Origin of the sequence: Mesorhizobium sp. M0029 (assembly GCF_040323735.1) — a bacterium.
Classification (GTDB): Bacteria; Pseudomonadota; Alphaproteobacteria; order Rhizobiales; family Rhizobiaceae; genus Mesorhizobium.
Genome location: NZ_JAMYVF010000006.1, coordinates 48,302 through 67,124, shown reverse-complemented (window position 1 = coordinate 67,124; position 18,823 = coordinate 48,302). Strand labels below are relative to the sequence as shown.

14 protein-coding genes and 1 pseudogene are annotated in these 18,823 nt (G+C 63.1%); 4 read left to right on the top strand and 11 right to left on the bottom strand.

What is annotated here, in order from left to right; genetic code table 11:
- Positions 1-3: 3 nt before the first annotated feature.
- From NKJ76_RS12495 to NKJ76_RS12480, 4 genes are all read left to right on the top strand, one after another.
- Positions 4-630: a nuclear transport factor 2 family protein gene (locus NKJ76_RS12495; RefSeq protein WP_352537556.1), complete on the top strand. Its 627-nt coding sequence runs from the start codon at positions 4-6 to the stop codon at positions 628-630.
- A 48-nt stretch (positions 631-678) separates the two neighbouring features.
- Complete coding sequence (locus NKJ76_RS12490; RefSeq protein WP_352537555.1) at positions 679-2,637, top strand: hypothetical protein; 1,959 nt, start codon at positions 679-681, stop codon at positions 2,635-2,637.
- Between the two features lie 97 nt (positions 2,638-2,734).
- Positions 2,735-5,818 (top strand): ATP-binding protein, encoded by a 3,084-nt coding sequence (locus NKJ76_RS12485; RefSeq protein ID WP_156932412.1) that lies wholly within the window; start codon positions 2,735-2,737, stop codon positions 5,816-5,818.
- Positions 5,815-5,952 (top strand): hypothetical protein, encoded by a 138-nt coding sequence (locus NKJ76_RS12480; RefSeq protein ID WP_155921578.1) that lies wholly within the window; start codon positions 5,815-5,817, stop codon positions 5,950-5,952. Before NKJ76_RS12485 ends, NKJ76_RS12480 begins: the two co-directional genes overlap by 4 nt.
- A gap of 95 nt (positions 5,953-6,047) precedes the next feature.
- Here the strand turns inward: NKJ76_RS12480 and NKJ76_RS12475 are convergent, their stop codons facing one another.
- The 11 genes and pseudogenes from NKJ76_RS12475 to NKJ76_RS12420 form a co-directional block, all read right to left on the bottom strand.
- Positions 6,048-7,031, bottom strand: a complete 984-nt coding sequence (locus NKJ76_RS12475; RefSeq protein ID WP_023689831.1) for a substrate-binding domain-containing protein — start codon at positions 7,029-7,031, stop codon at positions 6,048-6,050.
- 127 nt (positions 7,032-7,158) lie between these two features.
- Positions 7,159-8,211, bottom strand: a complete 1,053-nt coding sequence (locus tag NKJ76_RS12470) for an ABC transporter permease (protein WP_023705098.1) — start codon at positions 8,209-8,211, stop codon at positions 7,159-7,161.
- Positions 8,211-9,728, bottom strand: coding sequence for a sugar ABC transporter ATP-binding protein (locus NKJ76_RS12465; protein ID WP_023747807.1), 1,518 nt, complete (start codon positions 9,726-9,728; stop codon positions 8,211-8,213). The genes NKJ76_RS12470 and NKJ76_RS12465 overlap by 1 nt, the downstream gene beginning before the upstream one ends.
- Positions 9,725-10,738 carry a LacI family DNA-binding transcriptional regulator gene (locus tag NKJ76_RS12460; RefSeq protein ID WP_023814831.1) on the bottom strand — a complete coding sequence of 338 codons (1,014 nt, stop codon included), beginning with the start codon at positions 10,736-10,738 and terminating at the stop codon, positions 9,725-9,727. Before NKJ76_RS12460 ends, NKJ76_RS12465 begins: the two co-directional genes overlap by 4 nt.
- A gap of 267 nt (positions 10,739-11,005) precedes the next feature.
- Entirely contained in the window at positions 11,006-11,470 is a 465-nt protein-coding gene (locus NKJ76_RS12455) for a GFA family protein (RefSeq protein WP_352537554.1), read from the bottom strand.
- 31 nt (positions 11,471-11,501) lie between these two features.
- A complete protein-coding gene (locus tag NKJ76_RS12450) occupies positions 11,502-12,038 on the bottom strand; it encodes a cysteine hydrolase family protein (RefSeq protein WP_023747809.1) in 537 nt (178 codons plus the stop codon).
- Between the two features lie 79 nt (positions 12,039-12,117).
- Positions 12,118-14,127 (bottom strand): annotated as a pseudogene (locus NKJ76_RS32395) (amidase).
- Positions 14,128-14,226: 99 nt separating this feature from the next.
- On the bottom strand, positions 14,227-15,876 hold the full coding sequence (locus NKJ76_RS12435; RefSeq protein ID WP_352537551.1) for an SEL1-like repeat protein: 1,650 nt from the start codon (positions 15,874-15,876) through the stop codon (positions 14,227-14,229).
- Positions 15,801-16,256: a tetratricopeptide repeat protein gene (locus tag NKJ76_RS12430; RefSeq protein ID WP_352537550.1), complete on the bottom strand. Its 456-nt coding sequence runs from the start codon at positions 16,254-16,256 to the stop codon at positions 15,801-15,803. Before NKJ76_RS12430 ends, NKJ76_RS12435 begins: the two co-directional genes overlap by 76 nt.
- Positions 16,257-16,336: 80 nt before the next feature.
- Positions 16,337-17,944 (bottom strand): WD40 repeat domain-containing protein, encoded by a 1,608-nt coding sequence (locus tag NKJ76_RS12425; protein WP_352537549.1) that lies wholly within the window; start codon positions 17,942-17,944, stop codon positions 16,337-16,339.
- 106 nt (positions 17,945-18,050) lie between these two features.
- Entirely contained in the window at positions 18,051-18,821 is a 771-nt protein-coding gene (locus NKJ76_RS12420) for an exodeoxyribonuclease III (RefSeq protein WP_352537548.1), read from the bottom strand.
- Between the last annotated feature and the right edge of the window lie 2 nt (positions 18,822-18,823).

Sequence of the window (18,823 nt, the reverse complement as noted above, 5' to 3'; positions counted from 1 at the left end):
ATTATGAGCGAGCGTTGGAAAGGCGTAATAACAGTCTGCGCGATTTTGAGGTATTTTGCCCTGGCGTATGGGTTCTGTTTTGCTTTCAGCGGCGCTGCTTTGGCTGATTCATGTGGAACAGAGGCTATTCATGGCTGGAACGTCAATAATAATCCTCCGGCCGAAGACCGTCAGGCAATCCAAGATCTTTTGTCCCGCTACGCCTGGACGATCGACGAAAAAAATGCAGCCGCGTTCGCCACCCTCTTTGCGGAACCTAAATCGTCTTACTATGAGATTTGCGATGCAGGCAGCAGTGTCCTCGAGCTGACACTCGACCTTGGCCCAGAGTCGGCACATGATCTTCTCGTGCAAATGAAAATAATAGTTAAGAAACTGGAAACCGATAAACTCCAGACCCGGCATCTCGTGACCAACACCTTGTTCGACGTGGTTGACGACAAGACGGTGAACACCAAATCGATAGTCCTTGTGACAATGCAGGACTCCCACTCTTCGGCACCGAGTCTTGACTATTCGGCGGATGCCCGCGCGTCTGTTGTAAAGGGCGATGACGGCATGTGGCGATTTCAATCGCTTACTGTCCACGCTGACTATGACGCTGGCTCTGTCGCAGCGAAGAAGCGATGACGCCCAGAGATCGGCCATGGGTTCACTGGCACGCTCCAGTGGGCTGAGATGCGTGCTGTTGCGCTGATCGCTGCTGTCCTCGGCGTTGCGTTTCTCCTGTTGTCCGGGACGATCGGACATGAAGCTTTCGTGTCGACGCCGCGAGCCGGCGAGAGGCAAGGCTCCAATCAGGCCGACATGATTTGCAGCAAGGCGGGCAACTGCGCGGCGTCACCATTGCCACGCAGTTCCGCTTTCGAGCCGCTGCGCCCTCGCAGCGTCGCTTTCGCTCCCGCTGAACTCGATGGGAAGGCGTTCGCCGAAGCCGTTACGCGATGGAACCCTGACATCTTTTGGGCGCCAGCCTCAAAGAGCACCGACGTCATAACGAGGTCTGGCGATGAAGCGCGGGCGGTGTTCGGTCCTATTCCAGAGGGCGATTGCGGCAGCCCACAGATGAAGGTCATCCCACTGGAAGTTGATGGCAATGTCGTCGACCTCAAGCCCAATCCGACAAAACCGGGCTCTCCGCTGGAGTTCGAGCACAGCAATGAGAACGGAGAGGTGGTGAAATGGACGGCGACATTGCCCAGATGCGACAAGCCTTCGCTAACTGGCAGCTCAACCTACTGTGGGCTGAACTCACGTGCAGTAAGGGTCGTGCGCGGCAACGTGGAATGGCTGTTCCTCTGCAGAAAGTCCAATATCAGCCAGGAGGTCAGCACCGATCCCTACTGGACACGGTCGGATCCGAGATTTTCCGTCTTCGGCACCATCGGGTTCAATCGGAAATCCGGAGAAATCATCTTCTTCGACGGCCGCAAGGACCGGAGCGAGTTCGATTGGTCAAAGCCCTTCGTTCCGCCAGGCGGGCGCAACTATTCCGATGACATCGGAAGGGTTGCGGCGGAGAAAATCTATGACCCGACGTTCCAGATCTCGTGCCATGCATGCCATGACAACAAAAGCCCCTATGTGATAGATCCGCACATTGAACAGAGCAGGGTCGGTTTCCGTTCAGCCCGCGATTCCAAACCGACCGCCTTCAGCCTGGGAGATTTTTTACCGCGCCGACCGCGGTTGCCGGGCGCGCCGTTCCGCGTGGTCGGCTCCGGTTACACCGGCACCTATCCCAATGAACTTAGCCAAGCCAGGACGGTCGAAGATCCGACCGGAAACTGCACAAGCTGCCACACGCTTACCACACAAATCACCGGCCGCCGTTTTGCCGCGGACGCAGTCGGGTACGAACCGGCGGTCACATCGCCAACCTGGGTCCAATTGCTCGAGCTGCACGAGGAACAGACCGTCTACGCCGGCATAGAAGCACATCGCACGGACTGGGCGATCGGCAGCAGCGGCATCCATCCCTGGATGGTGCCGGGGTCCGGCAATGACCTGTCCTCAGGAACGCCTCGATTGAGCTTGGAAGACTGGCGCAAGCTGAGCGACTGTCTGTGGGGAGCCGGCGGTCCTGAGTGTGGCTACCGCCCACTCTACACGCGCTGCCCGGCGCCAGAAGCGCAGGATGAAGGCTCTTCGCTTGCCGATGCCGAGATTCGGGTTTTGCCTCCACCGCCCGGAGAGGACGTCAGGACGCGTGTCCTTCGCTTAAGCTGGACCTTTCGCAACAGCTACGGTGGTGTTCCCGAGCGCGACGATATCAGGATCAATGTGGCAGTCAGCGCGGGCACGATTCCGGCAAACGGGGATCCGCCGCAAAGTGGCGAATATCCAAGCATCGAGCAGGCAAAGGGCATCAGCTTCGAGGCTATCTCCGGTCCAGTCGGTTCAGCCGGCTCCAGCTTGTTGATCGAGAACGTTTCGTTTGCTGGTCACAAGAAATGGAGCGATCCGGCGCCGTCGATGTCGCCGCGCACCTTCCAGATCGATCTGCCCGGTGAATGCAACCGACGCACCTTAGTTCGTTTGGTGCCCAAACGGTTCTGCTTCGACCAGAGCCAAGCGGCATTTAGCGAGGCAGACCATTTGATCTACGCCGATGTTCAGTGTGGCGAGCTTCAATGAACCACCTGACGCGATCGAAAGCGACTGGTGAGCACCGGGATTTGCGATAACATGACTGGGTGCTACATGGTCGCCGCACTAAGGAGGGTCCCGGAGCGTGACCACGCCGGTTCCATTGGCTAGCCCCATTTTGCCCGGCAGTCCGGCGAAACCTGTTGCGGAACGGCGTTATCTCACCATCCTGTTCTGCGACATGGTGGGGTCAACCGAATATGCCGACCGCCTGGATCCCGAGGATTTCCAACACCTGATTGAGAGCTTTCTAGAGACCTGCAGCAGCGTCGTCCGGCGCCGCAAGGGTGTGACGGCTAGTTACATCGGCGATGCTATTCAGGCCTATTTCGGCTATCCAACAGCTGGTGAGGACGACAGCGAGTTCGCGGTGCTGGCCGCACTCGAGATCGTTGATGCGGTGGCCACCATCTCCGCAAATCAGGGATATCCGTTGCAAGTGAGGATGGGTATCGCGAGCGGCCAAGTCGTGGTGGGTGAGTTCGTCGGCGCACCGAGCGGTGTATCCACCGTCGCCTTCGGTCACGTCGCGCATCTAGCGGCACGGCTGCAGGTACTGGCCAAGCCGAATACGATCCTTGTCGACGCGGCGACCTTCGAGGCCGCAAGCGGCGCGGTTGATTTCACCGGGTTCGGCAAACATGAGCTGAAGGGATTCGCCGCGCCAGTCCAGGTTTGGCAGGTGCAAAGGGCGCGCATGGTGCCGACCCGCTTTGCAAAGCGGGCGCGTATGACCAAGCTGTGCGGCCGCAACGCCGAATTGCGACTGCTGATGGAGCACTGGGAGACTGTCGTGCGCGACAGGCGTGGCAATGCCGTGTTGGTCTCGGGGGAGTCGGGAATCGGCAAGTCCCGGTTGCTCAACGAAATCCAGCAGCGTCTGCGCAGCTTTCCGCAACTGACCATGCAATGTTCTCCGACCTTTGAGAACAGCACCCTTTATCCATTCCTCGCAGAGTTGCAGAGGATTGCAACGATCGAGGACGGTGACTCAACGGAAGAAAAGCTTCGAAAGCTCCGCAACGGATTGTCGATAGGCTCGGTGTCCAGCGACATCGCGCTGGCGATCTTCTCAGGCCTGCTCGGGATGCCGACGACAATGCCGGACAGGCTTGAAGGGATAAGTGCCGAACGACAGCGCAACATTGCCGAGCAAGCATTCATCGATCTGGTCAGTTATTTGGCGCGAACTACCCCGATCCTGATCTTGTTCGAGGATGAGCAATGGGCCGATGCGACCTCGCGCGACCTTCTCGACAAAGTCGTCGCCAGCCTGGCTTCGACACCTGCCCTCTTGCTTGTGTCGAGCAGGAACAACGCAAGCGTTCCATGGGTCGACGGTCCTGACGGGCACCATATCAGGCTTGAAGCGCTCAGCCGAGCGGACGCTGAAGCGATCGTCCATGACATTAGTCCGAATGCGCTCGCTGCTGACGTAGCAGCGGTGCTCGATCGCGGTGAAGGCGTCCCGCTCTATATCGAAGAGCTTACTCGAAGCGTGGTCGAAACAGGGTTGCGCCTAGACGTATCGCAGCCCAAGCGTCTGTCACTCACGAACAACATTCCAAACTCTCTGCAGTTCTCGTTGCTTGCCCGTCTCGACAGGCTGGGGACCGCCAAGGAAGTCGCGCAGGTCGCGGCGGCGATCGGCCGCGAATTCGATTTCGACATGCTGCGCGAAATTTGTGATTGGCCTGAAGCGGAGTTGCGCGCTGCGGTTGGTGAGCTGATGCGCACAGGGCTGATCGTAGCCGAGCGAGGGACGGCCGGAGCAGGCTTTTCGTTCACCCACGTGCTGCTCCAGCAGGCCGCTAGAGGCACGATGCTGCACGAACGTGCGCAACAGATTCACAAATCGATTGCCGAATGCATCGAGCTGCGCGACCCCAACGCGGGCTTTGCCTATCCCGAAGTGCTCGCTGAGCATTTCGCCGACGCCGGTCTGTTCGATCGCGCCGCTGACTACTGGCTGCAGGCAGGGCTGAAGGCCGCCAAGACTTGGGCGAAAGTTGACGCAGTGCGTATCTTCAGGAAAGGGCTTGAAGCCGCGAAACTCTTGCCTGACTCCGACGATCGTAGCCGCAGGTTGCTTCGCTTCGAACTGGAACTGGGCGACGTTCTGTACGCTGCGCTCGGCTACGTGACGGGCGAAGGCAGTGCCGCGTATCAGCGGGCCATAGCGCTGAGCGGGAAGCTTGGCGAACTGGAGGCGACGATTAGGGCACTCGACGGGCTTTTCGGTACCCATTTCAACTCGGGCCAGTTTGGTAAGGCCCTCGCGGCCAGTGATGAATTAATTCGAGTCGGCGAGGAGGGCGGCTACCTAAACGCGCTCGTTATAGGTCTGCAGTTTAAGGGCATGAGTCTGTTCTGTCAGGGTGAGTTGGCGGAGGCTCGGCAATATCTTGAGCGCGCTCTCAGCCACAAGGGCAGTGCAGACGAGGTCGGCAGCGACTTTCCGAGTATGGCCATGATCTACCTTTCGTGGACCTTGCATATTCTGGGGTATCGCCGTCAAGCGCTGAAACTCTACCTCGAGGCGGAGGCGACCGTTCGGCAGCAATCCGCCTATCGCTTGGCCGCCTGCTTGGGAAACGGGTGTGTGTTGTTCGCCTTCCGCGAAGAGAGCAGGGATATCGCTCGGCTGGCGGATGAACTTCTGCCATTAGCGCAGGAAAACGGTTTCAATCTCTGGACACGGGTGGCGCGCTTTTTTGGTGGCTTGGCTGCATCAAGCCTCGATGACAGTCTGGTGGGAAGCCATATGATGGCATTGACCGAGAGTGACCTTGAAGATCAGGAAGTCGACAAATCGTGTTATTTAGGCTTACTGGCCAAAGCTTTCATTAACTCTGGACAATTCGATATAGCGGCAGAGACCGTGGAGAAAGGTCTGCGCGAGGCCGAAAAGATTGGCGAGCATTACTTTACAGCTGCCTTGCTTCGCATTCGCGGCGAGATCGAACTTGCAAATGGAGTCGGAGACAGAGCGGCAGAGGCTTCTTTCCGCGAGGCTATTGCCTTTGCGCGGCAGCAGCGCGCTAGGAGTTGGGAGTTGCAGGCGACCAATAGTCTGGCAAAGCTATTGCGGTCACAGGGTAGATTCGAAGAGGCGCGTGCGGAATTGCGGGAGATCAACGATTGGTTCATCGCAGCAGACATTGAGTGATTAACGACGCATCACGTTCTGCCGGCAATCTCGACGAGCGCGGATTCGGCAACATCACGATCCCCGGCGCAGCCGCAACTTACGGTTTAAAGCAGACCAACGTCCGCTTACGGGTAGCGATGGCATTGATCTGAAGGCCGGCAGCGGCCATTCACCCGTAGCTCGCCGCAACGCAACAAGGCCCCTCCCGGGGCCTTGCTTTCAACCTCAGTGCTGAGCGTCGCCCCCCTCACTTCCCCATCAGCTGCTTGGCATTCTCGGCCGTGATCGCGGTGGTCTCCACCGTCACCGTCTTGTCCACCTCGGTCGCGCAATCGAGCAGGATCTTTTTCGACATCTCGATCGCTTCCTTGGCGCCCGTCGGGTAGGTGAAGGTTGCGACCCAGTCGCCCTTGGCCACCGCCTCGATGCCGCCAGCCGGGCCCGGCAGGCCGTCTGTGCCGATGATCTTGACGTCCTTGCCCGCCCCCTTGGCGGCGAGCAGCGCGCCGGCGGCCATCATGTCGTTGGAGGCGTAGAGCACCTTGATGTCGGGGTGCGCCTGCAGCATGGCGGCGAAGGCGACCTGCGCTTTGTCCGGCACCCAGTCGGCGGCCTGCTCGGCGACGATCTGGACCTTCGGGTTGCCTTTCACGCCTTCCTTGAAGCCGTTGAGGCGCTCGACGGCCGGCGTCGAGCTCGGCAGGCCTTGCAGCACCGCCGCCTCGCCGCCATCGGGCAGCAGCGTCTTGGCGGTGTATTTGCCGGCTTCCTCGGCGATCTTGAAATTGTCGCCGCCGATGAAGGCGGTGTAGTCCTTGCCGGGGTCGCCGACCGTCTTGCGGTCAAGCTCGATGACCGGGATGCCGGCATCCATGGCGCGCTTCACCGCCGGCGTCAGCGGCGCGGCCTCGAAGGGCGAGATCAGCAGGATGTCGACCTTCTGGGTGATGAAATTGTCGACCTGCGAGGTCTGCGTGTTGACGTTGCCGGCGCCGTCGGCGATCTGCAGCGTGAAGCCGGGCACTTCCTTGGCCGCCGCCTCCAGCTCGTCATTGACGTGCTGGCGGTAGGGCTCGGCATTGTTGGCCTGCGAAAAGCCGATGACGAACTGGCCGTCCTTGGCGCAGGCTTTCACCAGCGGCTCGGCGGCGTAAGCGGAGCCTGCAATGCACAGGCCAGCGCCTGCCAGCAGCACAGCCTTGAGGGTCGATCCTCTTAGTGTCGTTTTCATAACTCACTCTCCTCCTCGTCCGGCCGGGGGGCCAGACCTTGGTTTGACGTTCACGTGTTGCCGTCTCCTCCTTGTTTGTTTGTGCATGTCGTCATCGCAAACCGATGTCACTTTTGCGCGACATGCACTAACGACCCAACCCCTCGCGGCGGCGAACGAGGGATTGAAGCACTGCCGCCAAAACGATGATCGCGGCGGTCGCGAGCAGTTGCATGGCGGGCGTGATGTTGTTGAGCTGCAGGATGTTGGCGAGTGCGCCCAGCATGATGGTGCCGGCAACGGTGCCGACCATCGAGCCGGCGCCGCCGAACAGGCTGGTGCCGCCGATGACCACGGCGGCGATGGCCGTCAGCTCATAGCCCATGCCGTCATTGGCGCTGCCGAAATTGAACTGACCGGCATGCACGATGCCGGCAAGGGCGGCGGCAAAGCCGGTGATGGCGTAGACCGAGATTTTCACCATCGACACCGGCACGCCGGATATGCGCGCGGCGCGCTCATTGCCGCCGACGGCAAAAACATAGCGGCCGAAGCGCGTGGTGTTGAGCACGATGGTGGCGATCGCGGCAAAGACGACGAACACAAGCGTCGCCACCGGCACGGTGTTGTTGAACAGCCGCTCGCCCAGCACGGCGAACACCGGCGGCGCCAGGCCCGGCCCTTCGCCATAGGAAATGTTGATGTACTGGTTGCCGGAGACGACCAGCGCCAGGCCGCGCGCGGCCTGCAGGCCGGCCAGCGTGACGATGAACGGCTCCAGCCTGAAACGCGTCGAGATGGTGCCCTGGATGGCGCCGAAAACGATGCCCAAAGCGAGCACGGCGAGGATGGTGGGGATCAGGCCGAAGCCGCCGGAGATCATCATCGATGCGGTGACGACGCTGGACAGGCCAAGCACCGCGCCGACCGACAGGTCGATGCCGGCGGTGATGATGACGAAGGTCATGCCGATGGCGATGATGCCCGTCTCCGACACGGCGCGCACGATGTTGGCGATGTTGTCGGGGTTGAGGAACAGGATTTCGCCGTGGCGGCGCGGCGAGAAGATGATGCCGCCGATCGCCACCAGCACCAGGCCGATCAGGCTCTGGAAGCGCACGATGAGCGCCAGCGGGTCGCGATGCTTTTGAGGCGCCGCCATCACCGGGCTCGCTGCCACTGGATTGTTGTCCTGAGACATCAGGCCTCCCTGCCGTTAGCCGCGGCCAGCACCGTGTGCTCGTTGACGCCGCCCAAGAATTCCGCCACATTGCGCCCCTGGCGCAGCACCACGATGCGGTCGCACAGACCGATCAGCTCCGGCATCTCGCTGGACGCCACCAGAATGCCCAGCCCCTGCGCGGCGAGTGCCCTGAGCCGCTGGTAGATCTCGCCCTTGGCGCCGACATCGACGCCGCGTGTCGGCTCGTCGAGAAGCAACAGGCGCGGATTGCCGAGGATCTCTTTCGCCAGCACCACCTTCTGCTGGTTGCCGCCGGACAGCGCGCCGACGGCGATATCAGGGTTCTTCGGCCGGATGTCGAACTGACCGAACGATTCCTTCACCGCCTCGGCCTGGCGGCGCGGCGAGACCAGCCAGTTCGGCGAGATTCTGGATATGACCGACATCACCAGATTGAGGCCGACCGCCATGCGCAGCATCAGGCCCGAGCCCCTGCGATCGTCGGTGACGAAGGCGATGCCGGCGTGGCGGGCGGCACTGATCGAATCCAGTTTCACCGGCTTGCCCGAAATGGCGACCTCGCCCTCCCAGCGGCCGGACAGGCCGGTGCCGTAGAGCGCGGACAACAGTTCGGTGCGCCCGGCCCCCATAATGCCGGCCAGGCCGACGATCTCGCCTTCGTGGACATCGAGCGAAACGCCTTGCGGCGCCTGCCAGCCGGCGCTGTCGCGGGCGAGTTTGAAGCTGGCGTTCCTCAGGCTGAGCAGCGGCTTGCCCGCCGCTTTGGCGCGTTGGGGATAGAGCTCGTCGAGCGGACGCCCGACCAGCAGCCGCACCAGCTCCGCCTGCGGCGCGTGCGGCTCGGTGATGCCAGCAACGCGGCCGTCGCGCATCACCGTCACCCGGTCGGCAATGCCGGGCACTTCCTCCAGCCGGTGCGAGATGTAGACGATGCCGACGCCGGTGGCGGCGAGCTTGCGCATGATGTCGAACAGCCGCTCGACTTCGCCGACGGTAAGTGCTGCCGTCGGCTCGTCCATGATCAGCACGCGGGAGGCATAGGACAGCGCCTTGACGATCGCCACCACCTGGCGCTGGCCGATCGACAGGTCCGCCACCATGGCGGACGGATCGATGGCGATCTCGATGGCTTCCAGCCGCTTCTTGGCCTCGCGGCGCATTGCCGGCACGTCGAGGAAGCCGCCCGGACGCATCAATTCGCGGCCGAGGAACAGGTTGGCCGCGACATCCAGCGACGGCACCAGGTCGAGCTCCTGGAAGATGGTGGCGATGCCGGCCGCTTGCGCCTCACGCGGGTTGTTGAAACGCACGGGTTTGCCGTCGATCTCGATGGTGCCTTCGTCCGGCGTGTAGACGCCCGACAAAAGGTTCATCAGCGTCGACTTGCCGGCGCCGTTTTCGCCGAGCAGCGCATGGATTTCGCCGGCCTTGAGATCGAAGTCGACACCGCGCAGCGCCTGCACGCCGCCGAAGCGTTTGACGGCGCCGGTCATTACCAGCAGCGGCGCGCTCATGTTAGCCTCGTGTGGGTCGGCCTCCCGCAGGAGGCGCGCGCCCGCAGCGTCGCCTGCAGCCGCACCGAACGTGGCTCTGAACCGGTCGCCGCGATGCGGGCGCTGAGCAGGGCTGCCGCCTGCCTGCCTATCTCGGTGCAGGGCTGGGCAACCAGCGTCAGGCGCGGTTCGAAACAATCGGCCCATTCGAAATCGTCGAAGCCGGCCAGCGACAGATCGCCCGGAATGGTGAGGCCCTTTTCGCGGATGGCGCGGACGGCTCCGATCGTCGTCATGTTGTTGCCGGTGACCAATGCGGTTGGTGGCGACGGCAGCGACAGGATGGCGTGGGTGGATGCGGTCGCCGCCGCCGTGTCGACATTCTCGGCCGAGAGATAGCGCGGCACGCACTCAAGTCCATTGGCGGCGAGCGAAGCCTGGAACGCCTCGATGCGCTCGCGCGTCGTCGTCAGGCCGGGCTGTCCGGCGATATAGCCGATGCGCTTGTGGCCGAAGGAGGCGACATGGTCGATCAGCGCGCGCATCGACGTTTCGTTCTCGACGCCGATCTGGTCGAAGCGCTGGTCGGCGAAACGGTCGATCAGAACGCATGGCATCTTCTTGTCGGCGAGGTAATCGATGGCGCGCTGCGGCGAGCCCGACGGGGCCAGGATGACGCCGTCGACGCGGCGCTGATGGAAAGCGCGCACCACCTGCAGTTCGCGGTCGGGATCCTCCTGGGTATCCGACAGGAAGACCATCAGCCCGAGCCGTGCGCATTCGGCCTCGACCGCGCAGATGATGTCGGTGAAATAAGGGTTGGAGATCGCCGAGATCGCCAGGCCGACGCTGTTGGTGGTTGAGGCCTTCAGCGAGCGCGCCAGCTCGTTGGGCTGGTAGCCCATGGCGGCAATGGCGTCGTTGATCAGCCTCGCCTTTTCCAGCGAAACGAAGCGCGTGTTGTTGACGACATGCGAGACGGTCGACACCGACACGCCGGCGCGCCGCGCCACTTCAGCCATTGTCGGCAAGACATATCAGCGCCTGCAAGCGCTCCTCCCTTTTGCGTTTCCCGTCCGCTCTGATGGCGGATTTTAAGGGAGCTTAGGGCCATCGAAACGTTTGCGCAATCGATTCGATGCAAATTTTTAGCGGGGCTTATCTCACCCCTCGAGGGGGAGAATGTCGCCGAAGGCGACAGAGGGGGTCGCCGCGCGTGGAGCGCCAACCTTCCATCTGCAGCAAGGACGTCGAGCCCAGTCGCACCGACCCCCTCTGGCCTGCTGGCCATCTCCCCCTCAAGGGGGGAGATTCGCAGTTTCAGCAAACTCGGCCACCAGCCCCTCATACGCCTCGAAGGCCGGCAGCGCCTCGTAACTATGCAGCGCCGGCGTCGTCGCCCAGGGCAGTTTCTCGCTGGTCCATGTCTCGATGAACGGCGTGAACCAGCCGGGCTCGTCAAGCATGGTGGGGCGCAGATTGACGAACCAGTCGAGCCCTTCGGGGCGCGTGAACATCCAGCTCATGCAATAAGGGCAGAAGTAATGACGCGAGGCGCCGTGCAGCCCGCCGATCACCGGCTCGCCTTGCATGATTTCGAAGCCGTCCGAGGGAATGGCGGCGCTCAGTGAATAGGCGCTGGCCGACATGCGCTGGCAGCCGATGCAATGGCAAGCCATGGTCAAAAGCGGTTTTGCGGAAATCTTTAGCCGCACACGTCCGCAGCGGCATCCGCCTTCGGCCGGCAATTTCAGGGTTGGCACGGCAGTCTCCCACTCTTCGAAGCGCGGTGCTTCAGTCGCCGGTCAGCGCCTTCGTCGTCACCAGCGTGACGCCGGCATCGGTGAAGTCCGCATTGTACCGGGCGATGATCTCGGTCGCGGTTTCGCCTTCAGTGTCCAGCGTCGAGTGCGCATCGGAAACGACAGTGACGCCGAAGCCTTCGGCCAGGGCGCCCTCAACGGTGCCGGCGATGCAGAAATCGGTTTGCGCTCCGGCAAGCACGACTTCGCCGACCCCTTGCCCGGCCACCCAGGCGCCAAGCTCGGCATTCGAGAAGGCGTTGCGGACGGTCTTGGAGAATGTCGGCTCGTCCTTGGCCTGGCCGAGTTCCGGCCATACCGGCCAACCCGGCTCGCCGGGCGCCAGCGGATCGCCGGCCGGCCCGTCATGCCTGACGAAAGCAACCTTGCGCCCCTCGCGCCGCGCCCAGTCGATCAGCGAGCAGGTACGCTCGGCTATGCCAGGCGCATCGTGGATCGGCGGCTCGACGCGGCCGTCGAACATGTTGGTCTGGAGGTCGATGACGATGAGGGGAGCGAGGTTTGGCATGGCGCGAAGATAACGCGGGCGATGGGAGGGTCAAGACGGCGAAGCTGCTGATCTCCCCCTTGGGGAGATTACATGTACCTCACCCGATTCCACCCGCGACCACGTAAGCACCAGCCGTGCGTCCATCCTCCAGCCGGATGACGGCCGTAACGATCGAGCCGTAAGCGCCTCGCCACACACTGTGCATTCTTTCGTGCTCGCCGGCGGGCACCAGGATGCGACCGTGAAAGCTTGTGCCGCTGCGCCGCAGAGCGACCGGTTCGCCATTGACGTGAACCTTGACGCCAGCGGTCTCCGCATCGAGTTCAACCGTCACGGCGATCTCGGCCTGGTCTCCTCGCCGCGTCGTCTCGGCAACAAGCGTAAGTCTCGGCGCCGGCGCATCGCTGGCCCGCAATCCACCAGGCCGCCCCGCAAACGCATCGTCCGGCAATTCCGGCGTGCGCGGCGGGCTGGTGCGGCGTTGGGTGGCGCGCTCGTAATCGCCGGCGAGCCGCAGCAACTCCGCATCATCATAGGCCTTGCCCGCAAAGGTCAGCCCGACCGGCATGCCGATATCGGCCATCGTTCCCATAGGCACGGTGACGGTCGGAATGCCGAGATGACGCCACACCAGATTGCCATTGGCGACCCAGGTGCCGTTGCGCCAGGCGATTTCTGCAGAGGTCTGGTTGACGTCGGCGCTGGCCGGCCCGACATCGGCGACCGCCGGCAGCACGACGGCGTCGAGCCTGTGCTCGTCCAGCCAGTCCTCGAAGTCGATGCGCCGCGTCGCCTCCAATCCCTTCAGACCTTCCGCCAGCGCTGGAATGTCCAGCAATGGCATCACGCCCTGCTTGGCGCTCGTGACGTAGTCGGCCAGATCGAAACCGTCGTCGCCATAGCGGTCCGGCAGCGCGCCCGGCGGCTGCGGGAAAATCTTTGGGCCGTCGACCGCAGCCAGATCGGGGATCGCCGGATCGGCATTGGCGCGCAGGAAATCGTCCCAGCCCCAGATGCAGAGATCCCAGATTTCGCGCTCGGCGAAGGCTTCCGGCACCAGCCCGCGTTCGACCATGGTTTTTGTGCCCGGACGGTCGCGCTCATAGTTCGAGACGACGGGGAAATCGACCTCGACCACCTCCGCGCCGAGCTTTTCCAGGTCACGCGCTGCCTGCCGCCAGAGGTCGAGCACCGAGGCGCGGGTCTCGATCGGGCGTTCAGCGCCGCTATCCCTGCCGATATACATTTTCGGCACGCCGAGGCGTTTGCCTTGTAATGAGCCCTCCCAACGCGAGTGTAGTGTAGCTTGGCGGCCTGAGATCAGCGCTTTTCGCGATCGACACCCAAGGCTGCACACGCCAGAAATCGCCGCGCGTCTCCGCATCGTCGGCGACGATCACATCCAGCATCTCCAGCATGTCGGCATGCCGCGGGTGTGCGGCACCACCACATCCATGGTCGGCACCAGCGGCCAGTTGCCCCTGACCGAAATGACGCCGCGCGACGGCGTGTAGGCGACAAGTGCATTGTTGGACGCCGGCGCGCGGCCGGAAGACCATGTTTCCTCGCCCAGCCCGAAGGCGGCGAAGCTGGCGGCGGTGGCCGTGCCCGAGCCGTTGGACGAGCCGGAAGCGAAGGCGGCGGTCAAATAGTCGGCATTGTAGGGGCTCTCGGCGCGGCCATAGACGCCGCGCTGCATGCCGCCATTCGCCATTGGCGGCATGTTGGTCAGCCCGATCAGCACAGCACCACCGGCCCTCAGCCTGGCAATGGTGAAAGCGTCCTCATTGGCGACGAGATGCTCGAAGGCGGGCGAGCCAGCAGCCACCGTCAGGCCCTTCACCTTATAGCTGTCCTTGGCGGTGTAGGGGATGCCGTCGAGGGGCCCGAGGGTGGCGCCATTGCGCCGCCGCAGGTCGGACGCCGCCGCCTCCTCGAACATTGCCGGGTTAAGCACCGGCACGGCATTGAGCGCGATGCCATGGCGGTCGTAGTGCGCGATGCGCCTGAGATAAGCGCCCACCAGCTCGACGCTGGTGACGGTGCCGTCTTCGAGGGCATGCCGCAGATCGGCAATCGAGGCTTCGACGATGTGGAGGTTGGGCATGGGATGCTCGAGATGCAGCGGCAAATGAGTCTTCGCATCGTGCGATGCGAGTGTCACGCCTCAAACGGAAGGCGTGACGGCGACGCTTATGCACTCGGCTCACAGCATCTTGCTGTCGAGCTGGCCGTTTTCCTTCATCAGGTCGAGATAGGTCTTGGCGCCGGAACTGCCGTGGCCTGCCGCCTTGAAGAACCATTTGGCGGCTTCCTTGTAGTTTGGTTTCCCATCGACGCCGCGGTAGTAGAGCGAGCCCAGACTGAACTCGGCATCGACGCTGCCGGCCTTTGCGGCTTCCAGCCACCAGGACTGGGCAGCCTTGTCGTCTCTGGCAATGCCCATGCCGTTGGCCGAGGCATACGCTAAGGCGAGCTGGGCATCGACATTTCCCTGCCGCGCCGCCTTGAGCCACCAGCCCGCCGCATCCGCACTGCTTTGCGCAACGCCAACACCCTCGGAATAGGCTGTGCCGAGCGCTTTCTGCGCGAATGCATTGCTCTGGTCGGCGGCTTTGCGCCAGAGCCTTGCCGCCTGAACGGGGTCCTTCGTTACTCCTAGACCATCCCAATACAGTCCACCGAGAGCGAACTGCGCAAGGTCATTGTCCTTGTCGGCAGCCTTGCTCAGCCACTCGAACGCCTGCCTTTCATCCTTCCCGACGCCCTGCCCGTCCCGATACACGACCCCGACATTATACTGCGCTACCACGTGGCCTTGGACAGCAGCCTTCATCCACCATCGGAAGGCCAGATCATTATCTTGCGCAACGCCGCGGCCCTGGCTGTAGAGGATACCAAGCAGATATTGAGCGTCGGCGTTTCGCCCGTCGGACGCCTTTTGCGCCCAAGTCGCGGCCAACGCATCGTCCCGTCCCACGCCTTCGCCGAGCGAATACGCCCGGGCCAGATTGGCACCGGCTTCGGCATTCCCCGCTTCCGCGGCCTTGCGCCACCAATAGACCGCCTGCTCGGCGCTCTTCTCGACGCCTTGGCCCATCGAATAATATCCGCCCAGATTCGACTGGGCGAACACAAAGGCCTGATTGGCGGCTTTGCTCATCCACGCAAACGCCTGGCCGTCGTCCCTAGGGGTACCTTTTCCCTGGCCATAAGCGGCCGCCACCGCGTATTGCGCTTCTGTCAGACCGGTGGTTGCGGCCTTCATCCACCACCCGAACGCAAGGCGGTCATCCTGCTCAACGCCGTGGCCCCGCGAGTACAAAGTGCCCAGCAAAGCCTGGGCATTCGGCTCACCCAGATCGGCTGCCTTTTTCACCCACACTATGGCGGCTTGATCATCCTTCTTGACGCCTTGGTTAAGATAGTAGGCGCGTCCGAGACAGAAAGCGGCCTCCAGGCTTCCTTGGTCAGCCGCCTTGCGCCACCATGAGGCAGCCTGCTCGAAGCTTTGCGCAACACCCCGACCCTGCGCATACAGGACGCCGAGGGCGTACTGAGCGTTCGTATTGCCCTTGTCGGCTGACTGCCTGGAAAACTTCAACGCCAGTTGATCGTTTCTTTCGACCCCTTGGCCATTTAAATAGACTTGGCCGAGAGAATATTCAGCCTCGCCGCTCCCCTGATCGGCCGCCTTGCGCCACCAATAGAGCGCCTGCTCATAATTTTGCGCGACCCCTTGGCCCTGCCAGTACAACACGCCGAGCTGGTACTGCCCATTCATGTTGTCTTTATCGGCGGCCTTTCGTGAGAAACTCTCGGCAAGCCGACTGTCCTTTTCAACGCCCCTGCCCATAAGGTAGGCCTGACCAGTGCTGCTATGGCTTCCGCATTGCCGCCATCGGCGGATTTCTTCCACCAATACACCGCCTGGCTGTCGTTCTGAGCCACGCCCTCCCCGCGCCAGTACAGCGCACCAAGCTGCCCTTTTGCGTCAACATTGCCAGCGTCCGCCATGATCTTCATTTGACGGAATACCTCGGCATAATCCCTTGCCTGGAGAGCCGCTGCACCCTTTTGTGCCGCCGACCACTGCACATAGTAATTTCGGCCAGGACCGAGCAGCACAAAAGCCGCCAGCAACACCAGAACGACGGTAAGGACCCCTCGGCGACGCGACTTGGGCGGGCTGTAGACAGGTGTATCCACTTTGGGCGCCCAGTCGTTGTTGCTCACCGTCCCCAATCCATTTGCAGCCACCAGTAATCCATAGCGCAAGCCAGGCTGTTCTGGAATATCCAAAGCATTTGATGTCGCTACTGCGGTGCGCCGGCGAACAGGATTTCGCCATCGCCGCCAGCCGCCGGCCAATCCCTGATGGTGCGATCGTCGCCGCCGGTGACCAGTGTGCCGTCGGTGGCGAAGGCAACGGCGTAGATCGGGCCGGTGCGGCTGTCGAACATGGCGGTCTGGCCGCCGGTGCCGAGATCCCACAGCCGCGCCGTGCCGTCGAGCGAGCCGGAGGCCAGGCGCTTGCCGTCGGCCGACAGCGCCAGCGTATAGACGGTGCCTTCGTGGCCCTCGAAGCGGCGCAATTCCCTAAACGTGTCGAGGTCCCAGAGCTTGATCGTGTAGTCGCCGCTGCCGGTGACGACATGATGGCCGTCGGCGGTGAAGACGGCGCCGTAGGTGCCCTGCTCGTGGCCGTGCCAGCTTCGCAATTGCTTGCCGCTTTCGACGTCCCAGAATTTCAGCGTGCCGTCGATGGAGCCGCTCAGCGCGCGCGTGCCGTCGGGCGAGATTGCGACCGTGCTGATCGGCCAGTCATGTCCGGTCATCACATGCAGCACCGACTTGTTGACGAGATCCCAGATGATGACGTTGCCGGTGTCGTGGCCACTGACGGCGCGCTTGCCGTCCGGGCTGATCGCCAGCTTGCGCACGCCGCCATTCGCGCCCGACGAGAAGACATGCAGCACCGCGCCGTCGGCAAGCTTTCGCAGCACGATGTCGCCATCGTCGCCGGCGGTCAGCGCGGTGGCGCCGTCGGGCATGAACAGCGCCGTGCGCGCCATGTCCTTGTGTTCACCAAGGTTGCGGATCAGCCGCTTGCCGGCGACGTCCCAGAGCTTGATCATATGGTCGGTGCTGGCGCTCATGATGTCGCGGCCATCGGCCGAGACGGCGAGCCAGACGACGGCGTCGCGGTGGCCGTCGGGCTCGGTCTGCAGCGCCGGCGGAGGCGGCGGCAACGGCGCAACGGTTTGCGGTGGCGTGGCCGGAGCCGGCGGTGGAGCAGTCTCCGGTGGCGGTGTCGCCGGAGCGAGTGCGACTTGTGGCGGCCGAGGGGGAGCACCCGGAGGCGTAGGCTGCGCCGGCTCGGGCGGTTTGGCTGCCTGCACCGGCGGAGTTGGCTCGGGCGGCATGGTGACCTGCGGCGAACTCGGCGGGGCCGGTGGCGTCGTCAGGTCCGGCGGGACACCGTCGATGCCCTGGTCCTTCGGCTCGGCTTTGGGTTCGTTCGGGGCGGCCACCTCAGCGCCCGGGCCGGCGTCACGCGCCCAAGGGAAGTGGTCGGCCAGCAGCGCCAACACGGCGAGCACCGGCAACATGAGGAAGGCGCGCCGCAGACCGGGGCGGCCCTTTGGGTCGATCTCGGCGTCGCGGCCAAAAAGCGGCGTTCCAGCAGGCTGGCTTCGCCGACCCGGCAGCAGTCCGGCCCAGAACAACAGGGCGCCAAGCAGGCAAAGCCCGCCGACGGTCAGGAACACCACCGGTCGCAGCGTGGCTGGGCCGTGCAGCATGTGATCGATCCCGCTCCAGCTGAAATCTCTGTCGCCGAGCAGCAGATACGCCCGCACCAGACAAGCCAAAGCGGCCGCCAGCAGCGGAAGCGCAAACAGCCTTTCGGCCAACCTGTCCATCGGACTCCCCCTCCGGTGCCGCACCTTGCTCATCATGCGGCCGCCGCAGCGAAACAAATAGTGCAAAACTGCGCCCACGAAAGTGGGCGCGATCACGCAGCCAAATTCACTTCAATTCGACCCATACCGGCGCGTGGTCGCTGGCGCCGTCCTCACCTCTGACATCGCGGTCGATGCCGGCAGCGGTGAGGCGGCGCGCCAGTTTCTTCGACAGCAAGATGTGGTCGAGCCGCAGCCCGGCATCGCGCGGCCAGCGGTTGCGGCGGTAGTCCCAGAATGTGTAGAGCGTTTCCTTCGGATGCTTCTTGCGCAGCGCATCGGTCCAGCCCTGCTCGAGCAGACGCTGGAACGACGCCCGGCTTTCCGGCTGCACCAGCGCGTTGTCGTCATAGGAGCGGGTGGCGTAGATGTCGCGTGGCTCGGGCACGATGTTGTAGTCGCCGACCAGCGCCACCGGCAGGCCGGTGTCGAACAGTTCTGCGGCATGCGCCTCCAGCCGCGCGTGCCACGCCAGCTTGTACTGGAATTTCGGCCCCGGCTGCGGGTTACCGTTGGGCGCGTAGAGACAGGCGATGACGACGCCCGACACCGCCGCCTCGATGTAGCGGCTCTGCTTGTCGGCGGTATCGCCGGGCAGTTCGTCACGGGTCAGCACCGGCTCGGCTCCTCGCGCCAGTATGGCTACGCCGTTCCAGGTCGGCTCGCCCTTCCACACCGCGCCATAACCGGCGTCGGCCAGTGCCGTGCGCGGAAACTGCAGGTCGCGCGCCTTCAGCTCCTGCAGGCAGACGACATCGGGCTTGGCTGCCGTCAGCCACGCCAGCAGGTTTTGCAGCCGGCTGTTGACGTTGTTGATATTGAAGGTGGCGATTTTCATTT

Excerpts from the sequence above, each read along its gene's own strand:
- NKJ76_RS12450 (WP_023747809.1), bottom strand. The coding sequence starts at position 12,038 with ATGCCAAACCTCGCTCCCCTCATCGTCATCGACCTCCAGACCAACATG.
- NKJ76_RS12490 (WP_352537555.1), top strand. The coding sequence starts at position 679 with ATGCGTGCTGTTGCGCTGATCGCTGCTGTCCTCGGCGTTGCGTTTCTC.
- NKJ76_RS12475 (WP_023689831.1), bottom strand. The coding sequence starts at position 7,031 with ATGAAAACGACACTAAGAGGATCGACCCTCAAGGCTGTGCTGCTGGCA.
- NKJ76_RS12435 (WP_352537551.1), bottom strand. The coding sequence starts at position 15,876 with ATGGGCAGGGGCGTTGAAAAGGACAGTCGGCTTGCCGAGAGTTTCTCA.
- NKJ76_RS12465 (WP_023747807.1), bottom strand. The coding sequence starts at position 9,728 with ATGAGCGCGCCGCTGCTGGTAATGACCGGCGCCGTCAAACGCTTCGGC.
- NKJ76_RS12425 (WP_352537549.1), bottom strand. The coding sequence starts at position 17,944 with ATGGACAGGTTGGCCGAAAGGCTGTTTGCGCTTCCGCTGCTGGCGGCC.
- NKJ76_RS12495 (WP_352537556.1), top strand. The coding sequence starts at position 4 with ATGAGCGAGCGTTGGAAAGGCGTAATAACAGTCTGCGCGATTTTGAGG.
- NKJ76_RS12420 (WP_352537548.1), bottom strand. The coding sequence starts at position 18,821 with ATGAAAATCGCCACCTTCAATATCAACAACGTCAACAGCCGGCTGCAA.
- NKJ76_RS12470 (WP_023705098.1), bottom strand. The coding sequence starts at position 8,211 with ATGTCTCAGGACAACAATCCAGTGGCAGCGAGCCCGGTGATGGCGGCG.